General features: G+C 63.8%; 18 protein-coding genes. 3 read left to right on the top strand and 15 right to left on the bottom strand.

The annotated features are described in order from the left end of the window. Positions 1-68: 68 nt before the first annotated feature. Positions 69-974 carry a LysR family transcriptional regulator gene (locus CFE42_RS00895; protein ID WP_004626912.1) on the top strand — a complete coding sequence of 302 codons (906 nt, stop codon included), beginning with the start codon at positions 69-71 and terminating at the stop codon, positions 972-974. Here the strand turns inward: CFE42_RS00895 and CFE42_RS00890 are convergent. The 3 genes from CFE42_RS00890 to CFE42_RS00880 are packed head-to-tail and all read right to left on the bottom strand — an operon-like array spanning position 964 to position 2,870. Next, positions 964-1,416, bottom strand: coding sequence for a GNAT family N-acetyltransferase (locus CFE42_RS00890; RefSeq protein WP_004626914.1), 453 nt, complete (start codon positions 1,414-1,416; stop codon positions 964-966). The genes CFE42_RS00895 and CFE42_RS00890 overlap by 11 nt on opposite strands. 9 nt (positions 1,417-1,425) lie before the next feature. Then, the gene (locus tag CFE42_RS00885; protein WP_004626915.1) at positions 1,426-1,875 is read right to left on the bottom strand and encodes a thioesterase family protein; all 450 of its coding nucleotides are present in this window, start codon (positions 1,873-1,875) and stop codon (positions 1,426-1,428) included. A gap of 14 nt (positions 1,876-1,889) precedes the next feature. Further along, positions 1,890-2,870, bottom strand: coding sequence for an alpha/beta hydrolase (locus tag CFE42_RS00880; protein ID WP_004626918.1), 981 nt, complete (start codon positions 2,868-2,870; stop codon positions 1,890-1,892). 109 nt (positions 2,871-2,979) lie between these two features. Between CFE42_RS00880 and CFE42_RS00875 the strand changes: the two genes are divergently transcribed. Continuing rightward, positions 2,980-4,128 carry an iron-containing alcohol dehydrogenase gene (locus CFE42_RS00875; protein WP_004626919.1) on the top strand — a complete coding sequence of 383 codons (1,149 nt, stop codon included), beginning with the start codon at positions 2,980-2,982 and terminating at the stop codon, positions 4,126-4,128. Positions 4,129-4,137: 9 nt separating this feature from the next. Here CFE42_RS00875 and CFE42_RS00870 read toward each other — a convergent pair whose 3' ends face one another. From CFE42_RS00870 to CFE42_RS00815, 12 genes are all read right to left on the bottom strand, one after another. Continuing rightward, positions 4,138-5,064 (bottom strand): alpha/beta hydrolase, encoded by a 927-nt coding sequence (locus tag CFE42_RS00870; protein WP_004626922.1) that lies wholly within the window; start codon positions 5,062-5,064, stop codon positions 4,138-4,140. 36 nt (positions 5,065-5,100) lie between these two features. Next, complete coding sequence (locus tag CFE42_RS00865; RefSeq protein ID WP_004626923.1) at positions 5,101-6,003, bottom strand: SDR family oxidoreductase; 903 nt, start codon at positions 6,001-6,003, stop codon at positions 5,101-5,103. Between the two features lie 56 nt (positions 6,004-6,059). After that, a complete protein-coding gene (locus tag CFE42_RS00860; protein ID WP_004626925.1) occupies positions 6,060-7,016 on the bottom strand; it encodes a glutathione S-transferase family protein in 957 nt (318 codons plus the stop codon). Between the two features lie 27 nt (positions 7,017-7,043). After that, the gene (locus CFE42_RS00855) at positions 7,044-7,892 is read right to left on the bottom strand and encodes a class II aldolase/adducin family protein (protein ID WP_004626927.1); all 849 of its coding nucleotides are present in this window, start codon (positions 7,890-7,892) and stop codon (positions 7,044-7,046) included. A 97-nt stretch (positions 7,893-7,989) separates the two neighbouring features. After that, on the bottom strand, positions 7,990-9,000 hold the full coding sequence (locus CFE42_RS00850) for an NADP-dependent oxidoreductase (RefSeq protein ID WP_004626930.1): 1,011 nt from the start codon (positions 8,998-9,000) through the stop codon (positions 7,990-7,992). Positions 9,001-9,044: 44 nt separating this feature from the next. Then, positions 9,045-10,448 carry a serine hydrolase gene (locus tag CFE42_RS00845; RefSeq protein WP_004626932.1) on the bottom strand — a complete coding sequence of 468 codons (1,404 nt, stop codon included), beginning with the start codon at positions 10,446-10,448 and terminating at the stop codon, positions 9,045-9,047. A gap of 81 nt (positions 10,449-10,529) precedes the next feature. Then, positions 10,530-10,964 carry a PaaI family thioesterase gene (locus CFE42_RS00840; RefSeq protein WP_004626933.1) on the bottom strand — a complete coding sequence of 145 codons (435 nt, stop codon included), beginning with the start codon at positions 10,962-10,964 and terminating at the stop codon, positions 10,530-10,532. A 32-nt stretch (positions 10,965-10,996) separates the two neighbouring features. Next, the gene (locus CFE42_RS00835) at positions 10,997-11,779 is read right to left on the bottom strand and encodes an SDR family oxidoreductase (protein ID WP_004626936.1); all 783 of its coding nucleotides are present in this window, start codon (positions 11,777-11,779) and stop codon (positions 10,997-10,999) included. Between the two features lie 37 nt (positions 11,780-11,816). Then, complete coding sequence (locus CFE42_RS00830) at positions 11,817-13,685, bottom strand: acyl-CoA dehydrogenase (protein WP_004626937.1); 1,869 nt, start codon at positions 13,683-13,685, stop codon at positions 11,817-11,819. A 309-nt stretch (positions 13,686-13,994) separates the two neighbouring features. Next, a complete protein-coding gene (locus CFE42_RS00825) occupies positions 13,995-15,173 on the bottom strand; it encodes an acetyl-CoA C-acyltransferase (RefSeq protein ID WP_004626940.1) in 1,179 nt (392 codons plus the stop codon). 58 nt (positions 15,174-15,231) lie between these two features. Next, on the bottom strand, positions 15,232-15,873 hold the full coding sequence (gene pncA / locus CFE42_RS00820; protein ID WP_004626942.1) for a bifunctional nicotinamidase/pyrazinamidase: 642 nt from the start codon (positions 15,871-15,873) through the stop codon (positions 15,232-15,234). Positions 15,874-15,912: 39 nt separating this feature from the next. After that, positions 15,913-17,994 carry a 3-hydroxyacyl-CoA dehydrogenase NAD-binding domain-containing protein gene (locus tag CFE42_RS00815; protein WP_004626943.1) on the bottom strand — a complete coding sequence of 694 codons (2,082 nt, stop codon included), beginning with the start codon at positions 17,992-17,994 and terminating at the stop codon, positions 15,913-15,915. A gap of 359 nt (positions 17,995-18,353) precedes the next feature. Between CFE42_RS00815 and CFE42_RS00810 the strand changes: the two genes are divergently transcribed. Next, the gene (locus CFE42_RS00810) at positions 18,354-19,889 is read left to right on the top strand and encodes an amino acid permease (protein WP_004626945.1); all 1,536 of its coding nucleotides are present in this window, start codon (positions 18,354-18,356) and stop codon (positions 19,887-19,889) included. Positions 19,890-19,916: the final 27 nt, after the last annotated feature.

Genomic DNA, 19,916 nt, shown 5'->3' with positions numbered 1-19,916 from the left:
CCTAGGAGGGCGATACCAATGCGTCCAATGCATAATTAACATTCATTCAATGCAAAGTACACAACATCATGGATTTGCGACGCCTCAGCCACGTGGTTGCCCTTGCCGACGCGCTGCACTTCGCACGTGCCGCGCAAGCGGTGCATCTGAGCCAACCCGCATTCAGCCGGAGCATCCAGGCGATCGAGGATGATCTCGGCATTCGCCTGTTTGATCGCGAAACCGGCGACGTGCGCCCCACTCCCGCCGGCGAATTCGTCATCGAACGCGCGCGGCGCCTGCTGTTCGAGGCGCGCTGCCTGCAACGCGATGTTGATCTGTATCGCGACAGCCAGCTTGGCGACACGGCCTTCGGTGTCGGGCCACTGCTGACGGCCACGCTCATGCCGCAAGCGCTGCAGGAATTGCGGCAGCAACATCCTCAGGTGGCGCTGCGCATGGAAGTCGGCAATTGGGTGCAACTGCTGGAGAGCCTGCGCAGCGAGAGCATCGAATTCTTCGCCGCCGACGTGCGCGACATGCCGAAAGACGCCGCGCTGGATATCCAATTGATTGGAGGTCAGCCCCCGCACCTGTACGTGCGGGCCGGCCATCCGCTTGCAGGGCGCACGCACACGCTGCGCGAAGTTTGGGAATACGGCATTGCCGTACCGAAGCTTCTGAGCCCGTCAAAGGTGGAACTGGCGATGCTGCTTGGCGTGCCGGCAGGACAGGAAGCCAGCATCGCGCTGGAATGCGACAACTACGGCGTACTGAAGACGGTCGCGCTCACGACAGACACCGTCCTGGGTGCCACGGACGCTGCGGTAAAGGCGGAGCTGGAGACCGGCACGCTGGTGCGGCTGGCGGTGACGGGGTGGCTTTCGCCGCCGTCCAAGACTGGGATTGTGCGGCTGCACGGCAGAACTGCGTCGCCGGCGGCGCAGGCGGCCATCGCAGCCATTGTGCGGGCCGCCCAGGACATCAACGTGTAAGCACGCGGCGCATGGTCCGGTGCGGAATGCCGGCCTCCTCGAACTCCTCGCCCTCGGCCGTAAAGCCTGCGCGCGAGTAGAACGGCATGGCGTGGGTTTGTGCGTTCAGGATCAGCTCGGGATAGCCAAGCGACTGCGCCTTGTCGATCAAGGCTTCCAGCACGCGTGCGCCAACGCCCGTGCCTCTCGCCTCCTTGCGCACCGCCATCCGGCCGATATGGCCGTCGGGCAATAGGCGGCCAGTGGCGACGGGGCGACCCGCCGTATCGTGTGCCAGCGCATGCCAGCACTCGTCATCCCACTCGTCCCATTCCAGTTCAACGGGCACGCCTTGTTCGATGACAAACACGTCGTAGCGGATGGCGCGCGCTTCTTCGCGCACGGCATCCCAGCGCTCGACTTCAACACCGGCAAGCGGGCGGACAGATTCAGGGGCAGTCATGCTTCGTTCTCACACTTCAGGCTTCAGAACTTCAAAATTGAAGATGCGTTCGCGCAGCGTCTCGGGAATCGGCGCGGAGGTCTGCGTGGCCATGGGTGTGGCTGGACGGGCGCACACATAGATGACTTCGCCGGTGACGAGGTGTTCGTCTGCGCGATACATCTCGATGATAAAGCGCATGCTGGAACGGTCGAGGCGCGCCACCCGGCAGCGCAGGTCCAGCTCGTCGTCAAAGCGCGCGGAGGCGTGGTATTCGAGCGTGGATTTGACCACGTAGAAATCCACGCCAAAGGTGTCGACCACATCCACCGGATACCGCACGCCGATGCTGCGCCAGTATTCGGTGATGCACACATCAGCGTACAGCAGGTAGTGGCCGTTGAAGACGATGCCCTGCGCATCCACTTCGGCCCAGCGTACGCGCAGCGGCGTGCTGTGGCGGAAATCCTCGATCGCCATGCGGTCTCCTCTCGTTATAGGGATTCGGTCTCGGTGCCGAAGGCTCGGCGTAGCGCGTCGGCGGCATCACGGTGCGCGTCTTCCACAGCCGGCACGAAGCGCCCGATCTTGAAGAAGTCGTGGATCATGCCTTCGTACAGTTTCAGCTCGACGGGCACTTCTGCCGCGCGCAGCTTGTTGGCGTAGCCGATGCCCGCATCGCGGATCGGGTCGAAGCCGGCCACGGCAATCCAGGCAGGGCAGACGCCGGTCACGTCCGCGCCATGGCCGCCTGCATCGAGCGGGGCGAAACGCCAGTCGTCGCGGTCGGCATCGCTGCGCAGGTATTGAGAGAAGAACCAGTGGATCATGTCCTGCGTCAGCAGGTAGCCCTCGGCAAACTCACGGTGCGACGGCGTGGATTCACGCGCGGTGGTGCCGGGGTAGATCAGCAGCTGCAGCACAGGTGCCAGGCCGCGGTTGCGTGCCTCGATGGCGCTGATCGCGGCCAGCGTCCCGCCCGCGCTGTCGCCGCCGAATGCGATGCGGGCTGGGTCAGCGCCCATGGTGGGGGCTTCATCGAACACCCACTGCAGCACGTCGAATGCGTCGTTCGCTGCGGTCGGAAATTTCCAGTCGGGCCCAAGCCGGTAGTCCACCGACAACACCATCGCCCCCGATTTGGCCGCCAGCGACCGGCAAAGCTGGTCGTGCGTCTTGATGCTGCCCACGGTAAAACCACCGCCGTGGAAATACACCAGCAACGGCAGCGGATCGGCCCAGCTGGCCTCACGCGCCGCGTACGTGCGGATGGGAATGGCATGGCCGTCGCGCGCCGGCACCGCCAGGTCGTGCACGGCTTCCAGCGGGATGGCCGGGATGTCGACAATGGGGCTGCTTTTTTCGTAAGCGATCTTCGCGTCGGCTGGGTCAAGGGCATTCAGCGGCGGACGCTTGGCACGCGCAACCAGATCGAGTAACTGGGCGACGTGCGGGTCGAGAGACGGGTGCTGCATGAGGGCGGGAACTGAACGATCGTTCTAATTTGGCTATCATCGGAGTATCCATTGAACCACGCCCGCACGACAAGACGGGCGATGCAGACCAACACCCTCTGGAGACAGCATGGCCCTCATCTTCTACCTCACGCACGTTCACCTTGGCTTCGGCACCATCAATGAACTGAAAAGCGAATGCGCACGCGTCGGCATCCGCCGGCCGATGATCGTGACCGACAAGGGCGTAGCCGCCGCAGGGCTGGCACAGCGCGCCATTGACGCCACGGGCGGCTTGCCCGTCACCGTGTTCGACGAAACGCCCTCCAACCCAACCGAGGCGATGGTGCTGAAGGCCACGGCGCAGTACAAGGACGCCGGCTGCGACGGGCTGATCGCCATTGGCGGCGGTTCGTCAATCGACCTGGCCAAAGGGATTGCGATTGCGGCCACGCATCCGGAGCCCCTCACCACCTACGCGACCATCGAGGGCGGTAGCACGAAGATCACGGAAGCGGCAGCGCCGTTGATTGCGATTCCTACCACGGCCGGTACCGGCAGCGAGGTGGCGCGCGGCGCAATCATCATCCTGGCAGACGGCCGCAAGCTCGGCTTCCACTCATGGCATCTGCTGCCCAAGTCGGCCATCTGCGACGCAGAATTGACGCTTGGTCTGCCGCCCGCGCTGACGGCCGCCACCGGCATGGACGCGATTGCGCATTGCATCGAGACCTTCCTGGCACCGGCGTTCAACCCGCCTGCGGACGGCATCGCACTGGATGGCCTCGAGCGCGCATGGGCCAACATCGAACGTGCCACGCGCGATGGCGCCGACCGCGATGCGCGGCTGAACATGATGAGCGCGTCGATGCAGGGTGCGATGGCGTTTCAGAAGGGCTTGGGGTGCGTGCATTCGTTGTCGCACCCGCTGGGCGGCGTGAAGGTCGACGGCAAGACTGGGTTGCATCACGGCACGCTGAATGCGGTGGTGCTGCCGGCGGTGCTGCGCTTCAACGAGACAGCCGAGACGGTGGTGCGCGACAACCGCTACGCTCGCATGCGCCGCGTGATGAACCTGCCGGCGGGCGCGGACCTTGCCCAGGCCGTGCACGACCTGACGGCGCGCCTGGGTCTGCCGACCGGCCTGCGCCAGATGGGCGTGCCCGAAGATGCGCTGGAACACGTCGTGGAAGGCGCCCTGCTCGACCACTGCCACAAGACCAACCCGCGCATCGCCACGGCGGACGACTACCGCCGCATGCTGGCGGAATCGATGTAACCCGGGCGTTCAGGAAACGAACGACCGGATCAGCGCAGTAACACGCTCCGGTTGTTCGTGCACGACCCAGTGCGTGCCGTCGGGAATGCGCTCCAGGCGCATGTCAGGAATGAAGCGTTCCAACCCGTTGAGCAGGCTTTTCGGCAGCGCCATGTCCATCTCGCCCCAGATCACGAGCGTGGGCACCTTCACAATAAACGCCTCGGGCGGCATCTGGTCGATGCGCAGCGGCGCCGTGCCCTCGCTGGGCGGGTGCAGCGGCGAGGCGCGGTAATAGTTGACGCCGCCTGTCAGGCCATGCGAGCCGCCTTCGCCCGGCTGGCTCCAGGCCGCGTGGTAGCGCGCCCGCACCTCGGGCGTGAACCATTCGGCCACGGGCTGGCCCATGCCGCTGAAGAAACCTTCGAGCTTTTCGAAGTCGTTGGCGGCCAGCGCCTCCTCCGAGCCCGGCTGGCGTAGCCAATTCATATACGCTGATGAAGCCTGCTGCGCGGGATCGCTCAGCAGCGCATTCGCAAACACCCACGGGTGCGGCGAATTGACGATCACCAACCGCTCGACCAACTCCGGATGCTGAATGGCAAGGTTCCAGCAGATCGCCCCGCCCCAGTCATGCGCGACCACAATCGCTCGCTCATAGCCGAGCGCCGCGATGAACTGCTCCAGATCCTGCACGAGAAATTTCGGTCGATACGCATCCACCGCAGCCGGCTTGCTCGACAGGTTGAACCCACGCATGTCGGGCGCTACGGCAAAGTGCGTGGCGCCAAACGCAGCCAGCTGCGCTTCCCACTCGTACCAGAACTCCGGAAAGCCGTGTACGAACAGCATCAGCGGTGCGCCGCGCTTGCCGGCGCTGGCGTAATGGAGCCGCGTGCCGTTGGGCAGATCGGCGAATTGCGATTCCGTGATGGCGGCAGCCGTTGCAGTGTTCATGGCGATCTCGGCGTTATGGCAGTCGTGGAGGTGGGGTTACCCGCGCAGCGCATCGACCAGACGCGCACGCACGTCTGGCTTGCCTTCAAACGGATCGGACGGATTGCGCTGCGAGACGATGTCTTCAAAACGATGCTGCACGGGCGCCAGCGCGTGTGGGTGCGAGTAGATGTAGAAGCCCGCGTTGCGGATCGCATCGAAGGTCATCTGGCCGACCTGCTCGGCGGTGACCTTGCCGGAGCTGACCGCCTTTTCCGACATGGCGCGCGAAACGAGCTGCGACTTGGTGGGCGGCGCCGTGTTGGCCAGATCCTGTGGGCGGTTGCGGTCAGACTGCGTGATGCCGGTCGGCACGAAGTACGGGCACAGCACCGAGCAATGGATCTTTTCGGTGACCAGGCTCAAGTCCTGATACAGCGATTCGGACAGCGCCACCACCGCGTGCTTGGACACGTTGTAGATGCCCATGGCCGGCGCATTCAGCAGCCCTGCCATCGACGCCGTATTGACGATATGACCCTCGTAAGACGGATCTTTCTTGGCGGCTTCGAGCATCAGCGGCGTGAAGATGCGTACACCGTGGATGACGCCGTGCAGGTTCACGCCGAGCACCCAATCCCAGTCGCGCTCGGTGTTCTCCCAGATCAGCCCGCCCGCACCCACGCCGGCGTTGTTGAACAGGAGGTTGACCTTGCCGAACGCCTTGATGGCGGCATCGGCCAGCGCTTGCACGTCTTCCACCTTCGACACGTCGACGCGCAGGCCGATCACTTCCACGCCCTGCGCCGAGAATTCGGCCACGGCGGCATCCAGCGCATCCTGCTGGATATCGGCCAGCACCAGCTTCATGCCCAACCCGGCACCAATCTTGGCGAACTCCTTGCCAAAACCCGACGCACCGCCCGTGATGACGGCCACACCGCCTGCGAATTGCTTCATACGTGTCTCACTGATGTCGTTGTAGTAGGAAAGGCGATCGAGATGGCAAAGCCGTGTCAGCCTGCCGCCTCGACCTTGCGCACGGCATAACCCACGCGCGGAAAATGCACCACCACCTGGCCGACGCGCGGGTCTTCGCGCAGCACGCCAACGCTGTCGCGCGTGGAGACGACGAGGTCCCCTTCGACAGGATCGACGCCGTAGTCGACCGCCGCCACCGTCACGCGCGTGCCTTTGGGCACGCCGTAGCTATCGTCGAAGGTAGCGTTCGTTTCCGTCAGCGCACGCGGTGCTGCGGCCCTGGCAACGTCCAGCGCCTCGGCCGGGGTCATCGGTTGCGCTTGCGAGTGCCCGAACGCCGCAACGCGATGCATCCATGCCACGACTTCCGGGTGCGCATCGAGAATACCGGCCACCGCCGTCGCACGGCGGATGAACCACAGGCAGTGGTAGACGGAAAAATCGGCCACGGTTGGCTGCTCGCCAAACAGGAAGATGCGTTCGCCCGTGGCGAGTTGACGTTGCAGCTGCGCCAGGAAAACATTCAGCGTGGCGGTGGCTTCCGGCAGCGGCGTGCGCAAACCGGTGCCACCCGCACGCATCGCCTTGCGGTCTTCCACGAAGGCTTTGACGTATGCTTCTGGCGCGTCGCCAAACAGGCTCTGGAAGCCCGCCGGTTGCGTCACGAATGTCGCTGTAGCCCAGAACAGCGCCGTATCGGCCCACTGCGCCATTGAAAACACCGCAGCGGCATGCTTTGCGGGATACAGCGTCGGCGCGGGATGGATGGACTCCAGCGTCTGCGCGATCAGCGCGGTATCGCAATAGATGTCCGCGCCGATCTGCAGGAACGGTGTGCGCCGGTAGCCGCCGGTCAGCGGCATCACATCGGGCTTGGGCAAGATCGGCGGCACCGTGACGGACTTCCACGGCTGGTCTTTGTAGCCGAGGATCAAACGCACCTTCTCAGAAAACGGCGAGGTGGCGTAGTGATGCAGGATCAGGTCCGTCATGCGGGCTCCAGAAATGTGCGTTGCCGATCAGTCGAGCAGATCGGGTTGTTCTTTGACGATGCGCGCATACAGCGGCTGGAACTGGAACCACCCCGCCTGCGCCGATCCGACGATGGAATACGCCTGACGGGCAGCGGCATCGGAAATCGTGCGCGGTGCTTCGCCCGTGCGTGCGGCAGCGGCTTCGGCCAGCAACTGCACCTGGCACGAGCGCTCCATCGTGATGAACCACCACGCTGCTTCGTCGACCGTCTTGCCGACCGTCAGCAGGCCATGGTTCTGCAGGATGGCGGCCTTGTTGTCGCCCAGCGCTTCTGCAATGCGCTGGCCTTCGTCCAGCTCGACCACTACGCCGCCGAAATCGTCATACACAGCGTGGTCGCCATAAAAGGCGCACACGTCTTGCGTAAGCGGGTCGAGTTTGCGGCCGAGCGTCGACCACGCCCGTCCGTACGTGCTGTGCGAGTGCGCAGCGGCCACCGCGTCGGGGCGCGCCTGGTGCACGCGCGAGTGAATCGCAAACGCTGCGGCGTTGACCGGGTAATCCCCTTCCACCACGTTGCCGTGGTGATCGCAGCGGATCAGGTTCGATACCGTCACCTGGCTGAAATGCACACCGAACGGGTTCACCCAGAAGCTGTCCTGGTGTTCCGGATCGCGCGCCGTGATGTGTCCGGCCACACCTTCGTCGAAACCGAATTTGGAGAACAAGCGAAACGCCGCAGCCAGGCGCTGTTTGCGATGCAGGCGCTCTTCTTCAACGGTGGCAAATTGCGGCGGGCGCGGCAGGTTGCGATAGCGCGCGGCAGCCTCGGGGCTGAGACTGGCGGCCATGCTGTCGGGCCGCTTGGCTTGCGTGGTTGCAGGTGCGTTCATGGTGTCTCCTTCACGCGTTCGTTGTGGGTGGGGCCATTCTGTGGCGGCCCTCGCCCAGCGGACTGTCAAGCGATTGACAGTCCGCGTGCGGCGCAGCTCAAACCAGCTTGACGAGTTGCTTGCCGAAGTTCTTGCCCTTGAGCAGGCCCATGAATGCTTCCGGTGCGCTCGCCAAGCCCTGTGCCACGCTCTCGCGGAATTTCAGCTTGCCCTGCGCCACGAAGCCGCCCAGCTCGCGCAGTGCTTCCGGCCACACGTCCATGTGTTCGGAGACGATGAAGCCCTCGATGGTCAGGCGCGACACCAGGATCAACTGCGGGTTCTGCAGCGGCAGCGGCTGACCGTCGTAGCCGGCGATCATGCCGCACATGGCGATGCGGCCGAACGCGTTCATGCGGGAGAGCACCGCATCCAGGATCGCGCCACCGACGTTCTCAAAGTACGAATCGATACCGTCGGGCGTCGCTTCCTTGAGCATCTTGTACAGCTCTTTCGCGTCACTGGCGGCCTTGTAGTCGATGCAGGCGTCAAAGCCCAGTTCGTTGACCACGTAATCGCACTTGTCCTTGCCACCGGCAAAGCCCACCACGCGGCAGCCCTTGAGCTTGGCAAGCTGGCCGACCACGCTCCCCACCGCGCCCGAAGCGGCGCTCACGGCCACGGTCTGGCCGGGCTTCGGCAGCATGATCTTGTTCAGGCCATACCACGCCGTCACGCCCGGCATGCCCACCGAACCGAGATACGCCGACAGCGGAATGTGGCGCGTATCGACCTTCTGGATGCCGCGGCCGTCCGACACGCCCACTTCCTGCCAGCCGAACATGCCGACCACGGCATCGCCCACGGCAAACGACGGGTTCTTGGACGCTTCCACCACGCCCACCGTGCCGCCGATCATCACTTCATCCAGCGGCTGCGGTTGCGCATACGACTTGCTGTCGTTCATGCGGCCGCGCATGTACGGATCGAGCGACAGGAAATGGTTGCGCACCAGCACCTGGCCGTCCTGCAGCTCGGGGATGTCCACCGTCTCCAGGCGGAAATTGTCGGGCGTCACGGCCCCTTGCGGGCGCGAAGCCAGAACGATGCGCTGATAGGTCTTCGACATGAAAAACGCTCCTGAATATCGGATATCGGTGTTGGTTCGGGTTGTTACTTGTGTTGCATGAAGTACTCGGCCAGCGCCGCATAGGCGCGGTGCGTGACCGGATCATTGGCAGCATTGGCAGCGATCGGGTGCGAGGCATAGCGCACGATCGTCATCTGGGCCACCGGATCAATATAGATGCGCTGGCCATGGATGCCGCGCGCTTCGAACGTGTGGTGCTCGTTGCTCGAAACCCACCACATGTTGCGATACGAATAGCCGGGCAGCGTCGTGTAGCCTGCCTTGGCAAACTTGGCCGGGTCGCCGCCCCGGCGAATGTCGTCGATCACACTTTTGGGCAGGATCTGCTTGCCGTTGAAGCGGCCGTCGTTGCGGATCATCTCGCCAAAGCGCGCCAGATCGCGCAGCGTGGTGTTCAGGCCACCTCCGCCCGATTCGGTACCGATGCTGTCGATCGAGAAGTACGCGTCATCCTGTGCCCCCATCGGTTGCCAGATGCGCTCGGACAGCAGCGCCGCCAGCGATTTGTTCGACGCACGGCGCACGATCCACGCCAGCGTTTCGGCGTTGACGGTCTTGTACGCGAACTCCGCGTCGTGCTCGCCTTCCTTGCGCAGCGTCGTCAGGTAATCGTAGAAATTGTCAGGGCCCTTGTAGCCCGCCGGCCGCGGCAGCATGCCGCCGGCGCGGGCGTAGGCCCAGACATCGGCGTTCGGATCGGCGTAGTTTTCGGAATAACGCACGCCCACCGTCATGTCCATGACCTGGCGCACAGTGGCGTCGCCATAGGCCGTGTCCTTCAGCTCCGGCACGTACTGCGTCACCGGCGCGGCCGGATCGAGCTTGCCGTCGGCCACCAGCATGGCGGCTAGCGTGCCGACAAACGATTTCGTGACCGACATGGCGATGTGCTGCGTATGCGCATCGAGCGCGCCGAAGTAACGCTCGTAGACAACCTTTCCCTTGTGCATGACGAGGATGCCGTCGGTGTAGGTCAGCTTGAGCGCCTCGGCAAACGTGCGGCGCGTGCCGTTCGGATCGGTAAACAACACGCCGCTGATATCGCGCTCGGCGCGCGGCAGCTTGCTGACCGGACCGTCGCCGCGCCACACCACACGCGTCGGCACAAACTCGCGCATGTGGCTATAACCGTAGCGCGTGCGCGGGAACATGTTGCCCGCCAAGTCAAAGCGGATGATGCGATCGGGCGGCGGCGGAAAGCCCTGCATCCAGCCCATCCTGCTCGGATCGGACTCGTCGGCCGTGAGCGGTTTCTGCATCGGCGGCGTCGGTGCGGTCGGCGCCTGCACGGTGGTTTGCGTGTCGCCGGCCGGTGCGGCAGCCGGTGCGGAACTGGAGGCGCATCCTTCCAAGGTCATGGTCAGTCCGGTGCAGCAAAGCAGAGTGATGGCAAGGGCAGACGCCGTCCGCCGCGCGGGTTGTTGCATGGGTGTCTCCGTGGTTGCTCTTCTTGTGTGTCGGACGCTATCCGATGTGCAACTGGGTACTCCAACTGAGGTGTTGTCTGATCAGCCGTCCGCACCGGGTTCGGGCGTGCGCGGCGGTGGCATGCGCTTGACGAACTTGAAGGTGCCCGAACCGCGTGCGACCAGCTTGTCATCTGCGTCACGCACCTCGCCTTCGCAGAACGCCATGGTGGTGGACTCATGCACGCAACGGGCGCTCGCCTTGAGCGTGCCGCGCCCGGGCTGCATGAACGCCGTCTTCATCTCGATCGTCACCACGCCGCGGCCATGCACGTCGGCCGATCGGCCGGCCATGGCCATGGCGACGTCGAGCATCGTCATGGTCACGCCGCCGTGGGCCATTTCCCAACTGTTCATGTGCTCGGCTTCGAGTGCAAGTTCGACCACGCCCTCGCCATCGGCCACCTTCAGGCAGCGCATGCCGAGAAGCTTGAGGAAAGGGATGTCGATCGGAAAACCGTTGTTGTCTGCGTTCATGCTGCGTCAGAAAGAGTAAGAAGCAGCCGAAATTAGACCACGCTCACGCCGCCGTCGACGGCGAGGATCTGGCCCGTGATGTGCTTGGACGCATCCGACGCGAACAGCGCGGCCACGCCCTTGAGGTCTTCGTCGTCGCCAATGCGGTGCAGCGGCGAGCGTTCGGCTAGCTTGTCCACGCCGAGCTTCTCTAGCGAGCCGCGCGTCATCTTCGACGGGAAGAAGCCAGGTGCAATCGCATTGACGGTGATGTTGTGCTCGCCCCACTCGCCCGCCAGCGCGCGCGTGAAGTTGACCACCGCACCCTTGCTGGTGTTGTAGGCGATCGTATCCAGCGAGCCCGGCGGGTTGCCCTTCAGGCCTGCAATCGACGCCACGTTGACGATCTTTCCGTACTTGCGCGGGATCATCGAGCGCTTGCCGATCTGCTGCGTGAGCAGGAACAGGCCGCGGATGTTCAGGTTCATCACCTTGTCCCACGCTTCGACCGGGTGGTCTTCAGCCGGTGCGCCCCACGTCGCGCCCGCGTTGTTGACGAGAATGTCGACGTGGCCGAGTTTGGCCAGCGCCTCGTCGGCCAGGCGCTGGATGTCGGCTTCGACGGCGCCGTCGGCGGCGATCCAGTCGGCCTCGATGCCGAGGGATTTCAGGTGCGCCTGCGCTTCCTTCAGCTCATCGGCCTTGCGGGCAGACAAAACGATGCGCGCGCCCTGCTCGCCCAATGCTTCGGCAATCTGCAGGCCGAGCCCGCGCGAACCGCCGGTGATCAGCGCCGTCTTGCCGGAAAGATCGAAGAGGTGTTTCAGCGTACCCATGGTGTCTCCTGTGTCTCGTTGTGGTTGTGCGATGCCGTCAGAACCAGGCGTCCTGCATGTCCAGCGTGGTCGTGTCGAGCGAGCCCAGCAGCACGATCTGCGGGTCGATCTTCGGCAGTTCCCACTGGAAGAAATAGCGCGCGGCCTGCAGCTTGCCGCGGTAGAAATCAGCGTCTTCGCCTTGGGCGGCCGGCAATGTCTTGGCGGCGGCCAGCGCCTGCTCCAGCCAGATCCACGCGACGACGACGTGGCCGAACGCTTCCAGATAGACCGAGGCATTCGCCAGCGTCACGCGCGGGTCGCCGGCGGCCCACAGCGTCTGCGTGACCTTGGCCAGTTTCTGCGTCGCCATGCCGAGCGCACGACCGTAGCCGACCAGCGTTTCATCGTCGGTTTCCAGCGCGCGGCCCACGGTGGCCTGCACGCGCTCACCGAGCGCGGCGAAGGCAGCGCCGTCCTGCATCACGACCTTGCGGCCCAGCAGGTCCAGGCCCTGGATGCCGTGCGTACCTTCGTGAATCGGGTTCAGGCGGTTGTCGCGGTAGAACTGTTCGACGTTGTATTCGCGCGTGTAGCCGTAACCGCCATGCACCTGGATCGCCAGGCTGTTGGCCTCCAGGCACCACTGCGACGGCCAACTCTTGGCAATCGGCGTGAGGATGTCGAGCAGCAGACCGAGCTTGGCGCGTTTGGCTGCGTCGGTTTCCCCGCGTTCTTCATCGACGAGCTTGGCGCAATACAGGTTCAGGCCGAGCGCGCCTTCCACATACGCCTTCTGCGCCAGCAGCATGCGACGCACGTCGGCGTGATCGACGATACGGATCTGCGGAGATGCTGCATCCTTGCCCGATGGCCCGACCGGGCGGCCCTGCGGGCGATTGCGCGCGTAGTCCACCGCGTGCAGATAACCCGTGTAGCCAAGCATCGTTGCGCCCATGCCGACGCCGATGCGCGCCTCGTTCATCATGTGGAACATGCATGCGAGACCCTTGTGCGGCTCGCCGACGAGGTAACCGATGGCGCCAGCGCGCGGCTGGCCATCTGCGCCCTTCGGACGGAACTGCGTGCCCTCACCAAAATTCAGCAGGCAGTTGGTCGTGCCGCGATAGCCCATCTTGTGGTTCAGGCCGGCCAGCACGACGTCGTTGCGCTCGCCGAGCGAGCCATCGGCGTTGACGAGGAACTTCGGCACGATGAACAGCGAGATACCCTTCACGCCCGGAATCAGCTTGCCGTCCGGGCCGGGGATCTTCGCCAGCACAAGGTGGACGATGTTTTCCGACAGCTCATGTTCACCGGCGGAGATCCACATCTTGTTGCCGGTTAAACGGTACTGCGCGCCGAGCGGCGATTCGCCCTCGTACTCGGCCCGCGTGACGATGTCCGAGAGCGACGAGCCGGCCTGCGGCTCCGACAGGCACATCGTGCCGTAGAAGCGGCCTTCCATCTCCGGCTGCACGAACGTCTCGATCTGCGCGGGCGTGCCGTGCGCAAGCAGCAGATTCGCGTTGCCGATCGTGAGGATCGGATACGAACTGGTGCCAACGTTGGCCGCCTTGAAGAAACCGAAGCCGGCTTTTTCGACCACCGTGGGCAGTTGCATGCCGCCACGTTCAAAGTCTTGCCCGGCAGCCATCAGGCCCGCTTTGTTGAAGGCGTCCAGCGCTGCCTTGACCTCGGGAATGATGTGGACCTTGGTGCCGTCGAAGTGCGGTTCTTCTTGGTCGTTTTTCTTGTTATGCGGAGCAAACAGATCCGTTGCGATGCGCTCGCAGGTGTCGAGCGCGGCGTCGAAGGTTTCGCGGGAGTGGTCGGCGTAACGGGGAATGCTTGTGAGTGACTCAACGTTGAGCCATTCGTAGAGCAGGAAGCTGAGGTCGCGGCGGGATAGCAGTTTCGAGGACATGATGTTGGTGCATCCTGAGTTTCGTCCCCTGCCGGGGCCGACTCACTTTCTTTGTCTTGCCAAAGAAAGTAAGCAAAGAAGGCGCGCCCGAGATGGCGCAAGATTCCTTGAATTTCCGTAACCGGGCGGAGAAGGTCCGAAACTCGCCGCGCTTAGACAGCAGTCCTTCTTTTTTCCGCCCGCTTAAAGAAATTCAAGGCGTCATCTAGGGCGAGAGCGGCCCAACCATCTGGGTGCATGCTCTGGCGATCAAGCCAGTTCCAGCGGAAACAAATCAGGCTCCCGTTTTGAGGGGGAGCCTGCTTGGCTTTAGAGCACCTCGAACAGGCCGGCTGCGCCTTGGCCGCCGCCAATGCACATGGTCACGACCACGTACTTGACGCCGCGGCGCTTGCCTTCGATCAGCGCGTGGCCGACCAGGCGTGCGCCCGACACGCCGTACGGATGGCCCACGGCGATGGCGCCGCCGTTGACGTTCAGGCGGTCCATCGGGATGCCCAGCTTGTCTGCGCAGTACAGCACCTGCACAGCAAACGCTTCGTTCAGTTCCCACAGGCCAATGTCTTCAACCTTGAGACCCGCCTTCTTCAGCAGCTTGGGCACGGCAAAGACGGGGCCGATGCCCATTTCGTCCGGCTCGCAGCCGGCCACGGCAAAACCGCGGAACACGCCCAACGGCTGCAGGCCCTTGGCGGCTGCCACCTTGCCATTCATCACCACAGCAGCGGATGCGCCGTCGGAGAATTGGCTGGCGTTGCCGGCGGTGATCACGCCGCCGGGCATGGCCGTGCGGATCTTCGACACGCCTTCGAGCGTGGTGTCAGCGCGAATGCCTTCGTCGGCTGAGATCGTGACTTCGCGCGTCATGAGCTGGCCGGTCTTGGCATCGGCCACGCCCATCACCGTGGTCATCGGGACGATTTCGTCGTCGAACTTGCCGGCTGCAGCGGCGGCAGCGGCGCGCTGCTGGCTTTGCACGCCGTACTCGTCCATGCGCTCCTTGGCGATGTTGTAGCGCTTGGCGACGTTCTCGGCGGTCTGCAGCATGCTCCAGTAGATTTCCGGCTTGTGCTTGTTGAGCCAGCCTTCGGTCATCATGTGGCGGTTCATTTCCTGCTGCACGCACGAGATGGATTCCACGCCGCCCGCCACGAAGATGTCGCCTTCATCGGCAATCACACGCTGCGCCGCCATGGCGATGGTCTGCAGGCCCGACGAGCAGAAGCGGTTGACGGTCGCGCCCGGCACGGTCACGGGGCAGCCGGCACGCAGGGCGATCTGGCGAGCGATGTTGGCGCCCGTTGCGCCTTCCGGATTCGCACAGCCCATCAGGATGTCTTCCACTTCGCCCGGCTCGATCCTGGCGCGCTCGATGGCGTGCTGAACCGCATGGCCGCCCAGCGTGGCGCCGTGCGTCATGTTGAAGGCGCCCTTCCAGCTCTTGGCCAGGCCGGTACGTGCGGTGGAAACGATGACTGCTTCGGTCATGGTGTTGCTCCTCGTATCTGGTGGCGGGCGCGGCTCCGGCAGCGCCCGATGTGTTCCGTTATCCGTTCAAGACTGTGTGCGACTGCAACCGCGCGATGCCCGCATCCGTCATGCGCTGCCACGCCTGCACCAGCGAACCGTTGAGGTCGATCGCGCGACAGGCATCCTCGATGACAGCGACGTCCAGCCCCGCCGCACGCGCATCCAGCGCCGACCACGCCACGCAAAAATCCGTGGCGAGGCCAACGCAGAACACGCGCTCGACCCCAAGCTCGCGCAGATAGCCGAGCAGGCCGGTCGGCGTCTTGCGATCCGCTTCAAAGAATGCGGAATAGCTGTCGATGTGCGGGTGATAGCCCTTGCGGACGATCAACTGGGCATGCGGCACATTCAGCCCATCGGCCAGCGCGGCACCCGCGCTGTGCTGCACACAGTGCACCGGCCACAGCACTTGCTGCCCATACGGCAAATCGATCGTGCCAAACGGCTGCGTGCCCGGATGGTTGGCCGCAAACGAGACGTGCTCGCTCGGATGCCAGTCCTGCGTCAGCACAGTACGACCAACGGCCCCGAATGCCTTGGCGAGCAGGTTGACGACCGGGATGACCTGGTCGCCGTCCGGCACGGCCAGTGCACCGCCGGGCAGAAAATCGTTCTGCACGTCGATGATCAACAGGCAATCGGTGGACGTCAGTTGCATGGTGGTTCAGTCGCGTCAGTCGATTGATTAGCTGCTCATTCAGCCATTAAAGCCCTTGCCTTCATCGGCCAGCTTCTGCAGCAGCGGGGCAACCTTCCACGCTTCACCGTGGTAGCCCTTGCTGTAGCGGTGCATGGCTTGCGCGACGTTGTACAGGCCGACCGTGTCTGCGTAGAGCATCGGGCCACCGCGGAACAGCGGGAAGCCGTAGCCGGTCAGGTACACCATGTCGATGTCGGAAGCCTTGGAGGCAATGCCCTCTTCCAGGATCTTCGCGCCTTCGTTGACCAGCGCGAACACCAGGCGCTCGACGATTTCCTCGTCCGAAATCTTACGGCGCGTGATGCCCAGATCCTTCGAGTGCTGGACGATCATGTCGTTGACCTGCTGGTTCGGATACGGCTTGCGGTCGCCCGCCTTGTAGTCGTACCAGCCGCCGCCGGTCTTCTGACCAAAGCGGCCCATCTCGCACAGCAGATCGGCGGTCTTCGAATAGACGATGTCCGGCTTGTCCACGGCGCGGCGCTTGCGGATGGCCCAGCCGATGTCGTTGCCGGCCAGATCGCCCATGCGGAACGGGCCCATGGCAAAGCCGAACTTCTCGATGGCCTTGTCGACCTGCTCGGGCAGCGCGCCTTCGTCCAGCAGGTAGCCGGCCTGGCGGCTGTACTGCTCGATCATGCGGTTGCCGATGAAGCCGTCACACACGCCGGAAACAACGGCCGTCTTCTTGATGGCCTTGGCCAGCTTCATGACGGTGGCCAGCACGTCCTTGGCGGTGTCCTTGCCGCGCACGACTTCCAGCAACTTCATCACGTTGGCCGGGCTGAAGAAGTGCATGCCGACAACGTCTTGCGGGCGCTTGGTGAAGCTGGCGATCTTGTCGACGTCCAGCGTGGAGGTGTTCGACGCCAGGATTGCGCCCTGCTTGACGACTTCGTCCAGCTTCTTGAACACGACTTCCTTGACGCCCATTTCTTCAAAGACGGCCTCGATGACGAGGTCGGCATCCTTGATGTCGTCGTAGGACAGCGTCGGGGTCAGCAGGGCCATGCGCTGCTCGACCTTCTCTTGCGTGAGCTTGCCCTTCTTGGCGCTGTTCTCGTAGTTCTTGCGGATGGTGGCGACGCCGCGGTCCAGCGCTTCCTGCTTGGTTTCCAGCATCGTGACCGGAATGCCTGCGTTGAGGAAGTTCATCGAGATGCCGCCGCCCATCGTGCCGGCGCCGATCACGGCAACCTTCTCCACCTTGCGCACTGGCGTATCTTCCGGCACATCGGGGATCTTGCTTGCAGCGCGTTCACCAAAGAAGGCGTGGCGCAGTGCGCGCGATTCGGACGTATTCACCAGTTCGATGAACAGGTCGCGCTCAAACTTGATGCCGTCGTCAAAACGCTTTTCCACGGCGGCCTGCACGGCGTCAACGCACTTGCCCGGCGCCGGGAAGTTCTTGGCGACGGCCGCGACGGTGTTGCGCGCAAATTGCAGGAAACCTTGCGGATTGTCGTGCTCGACCTTGCGATCGCGCAGCTTCGGCAGCTTGCCCTCGGCTGCGGCCTTCAGTGCGAAATCGATGGCACCGGCCATCAGGTCACCTTCGATCATCTGGTCGAACAGACCGCTCTTGGCGAGCTTTTCCGAGGGGATGGCGTTGCCCGAGACAATCATGTTCAGAGCGGGCTCCAAGCCGATTGCGCGCGGCAGGCGTTGCGTACCGCCCGCGCCCGGCAAAATCCCCAGCTTGACCTCGGGAAGCGCAATTTGTGCGCCTGGTGCGGCCACGCGGAAATGGCAGCCCATCGCCAGTTCCAGCCCGCCGCCCATCGCCACCGAATGGATGGCCGCCACGACCGGCTTGCTGTTCGACTCGACTGCCTTGATGACAGCGTGCAGCGTCGGCTCTTGCGTGGCCTTGGGCGTGTTGAACTCGCGGATATCGGCGCCGCCCGAGAAGGCCTTGCCCGCACCGGTGATCACGATGGCCTTGACGTTGGCGTCGTCGCCCGCTTTCACCATGCCTTCAACGATGCCCAGGCGCGTGGAGTGGCCAAGGCCGTTGACGGGCGGGTTGCTGAGCGTGATGACGGCAACGCCGTCCTGGACCTTGTACTCCGCGGTCATGCTGGTTCCTTTGGTGATGCGAGGGCCGGCAGATCAGGCGCACCGTGCCTCGCGGTTGAACTGTCTCTCAACTATCGTTTTTTTAACGCGCGGTAAGGCCGCGACTCGACACAGAATACACAAAATAGCACGGTCGTTCAATTTTTATTTTTGCGCTGCACGGCGCCGTCTGGCGGGCGATGCGGCACGCCCCGGCAGGTTCAAACGCGGGTGCTGCAGCATGGATTTTTTGCCCGCTACGTGACGGTTTTGATAGAGTCGCGCATTTCGTTTGCCGGGTGCCCATCAGGCGCGGGAACGTCTCGTCACATTTCGTCGATTTGATTCGCGATCCGAGCAAAATCGACCACTCTGTATCCATGTCAGAACACGCTACCCCGTCTTCAGAGACGCCGGGCTTGCGCCGCACCTTGCGCGCGCGCCATCTCACCATGATCGCCATCGGCGGGTCGATCGGCACCGGGCTCTTCGTGGCCTCGGGGGCGTCGGTCTCGCAGGCCGGCCCCGGAGGCGCCCTCGCCGCCTACATCCTGATCGGGGCAATGGTCTACTTTCTGATGACCAGCCTGGGCGAGCTTGCCGCCTATATGCCGGTTTCCGGGTCGTTTGCCACCTACGGCGCGCTGTACGTGGACGAAGGCTTCGGCTTCGCGCTCGGCTGGAACTATTGGTACAACTGGGCCGTGACGATTGCCGTTGAACTGGCGGCCGCGCAGCTCGTCATGCATTACTGGTTTCCCGATGTGCCGGGCGTGCTGTGGAGCGCCGTGTTCCTCGCCATCATGTTCCTGCTCAACGCCATCTCGGTGCGCGGCTTTGGCGAGGCGGAATACTGGTTCGCGCTCATCAAGGTCGTTACGGTCATCTGCTTTATCGGCATTGGCCTGGCGATGATCTTCGGGATCATGAAGGGCGGTCCGCAATCGGGCCTGCAGAACCTGACGATCGATGATGCGCCGTTCGTGGGTGGGCTGCCGGCGATGATCGGCGTGGCGATGATCGCCGGGTTCTCGTTCCAGGGGACGGAGCTGATTGGCGTGGCGGCAGGCGAATCGGCCGACCCGGCGCGTACCATTCCACGTGCGGTCAAACAGGTGTTCTGGCGGATCCTGCTGTTCTACGTGCTGGCGATCTTCATCATCGGCGTGCTGGTGCCGTACACCGATCCGAATCTGTTGTCGACGGAAGTCACCAACATTGGCGTGAGCCCGTTCACGCTGGTGTTCAAGCATGCCGGCCTGGCCTTTGCCGCCGGGCTGATGAATGCGGTGATCCTGACCGCGGTGCTGTCGGCGGGCAACTCGGGCATGTATGCATCCACGCGCATGCTCTACAACCTGGCCACTGAGGGCCGCGCGCCGCGTATCTTTGCGCGACTCACCCAGAACGGTGTGCCGCGCAATGCACTACTGGCCACGACCGCCGTTGGCGCGCTATGTTTCCTGAGTTCGCTGTTTGGCGACAAGACGGTCTACCTGTGGCTGCTGAACACCTCTGGCATGACCGGCTTCGTGGCGTGGCTTGGGATTGCCGTGAGCCACTATCGCTTCCGCAAGGGACTCGTGGCGCAGGGGCACGATCCGGCGCAGTTGCCGTACCGCTCCAGGTTCTTCCCATATGGCCCGTTGTTCGCGTTCGGGTTGTGCCTGGTCATCACGCTGGGCCAGAACTACCAGGCGTTCACCAGCGGCACCGTCGATTGGCCGGCGGTGATCGCCACGTACATCGGCATCCCGGTCTTCTTCCTGATCTGGATCGGCTACCGGCTGGTGCGTGGCGGCGGCATTGTCCGTTACCCGGACATGCACTTCCCGCGCCCGCCCGTATTGCGCGATTCGCTGGCCGGCCAAGACCCCGGCCCCGAATTGCCGATCGTGGCAAACAGTACACAGTAACCATCCCCCCGCTCCGCCAGCCGTTTG

The sequence above is a fragment of the Ralstonia sp. PBBBR1 genome, assembly GCF_002256165.1.
Taxonomy (GTDB): Bacteria; Pseudomonadota; Gammaproteobacteria; order Burkholderiales; family Burkholderiaceae; genus Ralstonia; species Ralstonia thomasii.
Note: the sequence above shows the minus strand (reverse complement) of the source record. Positions and strands in the feature narration are given on the sequence as shown.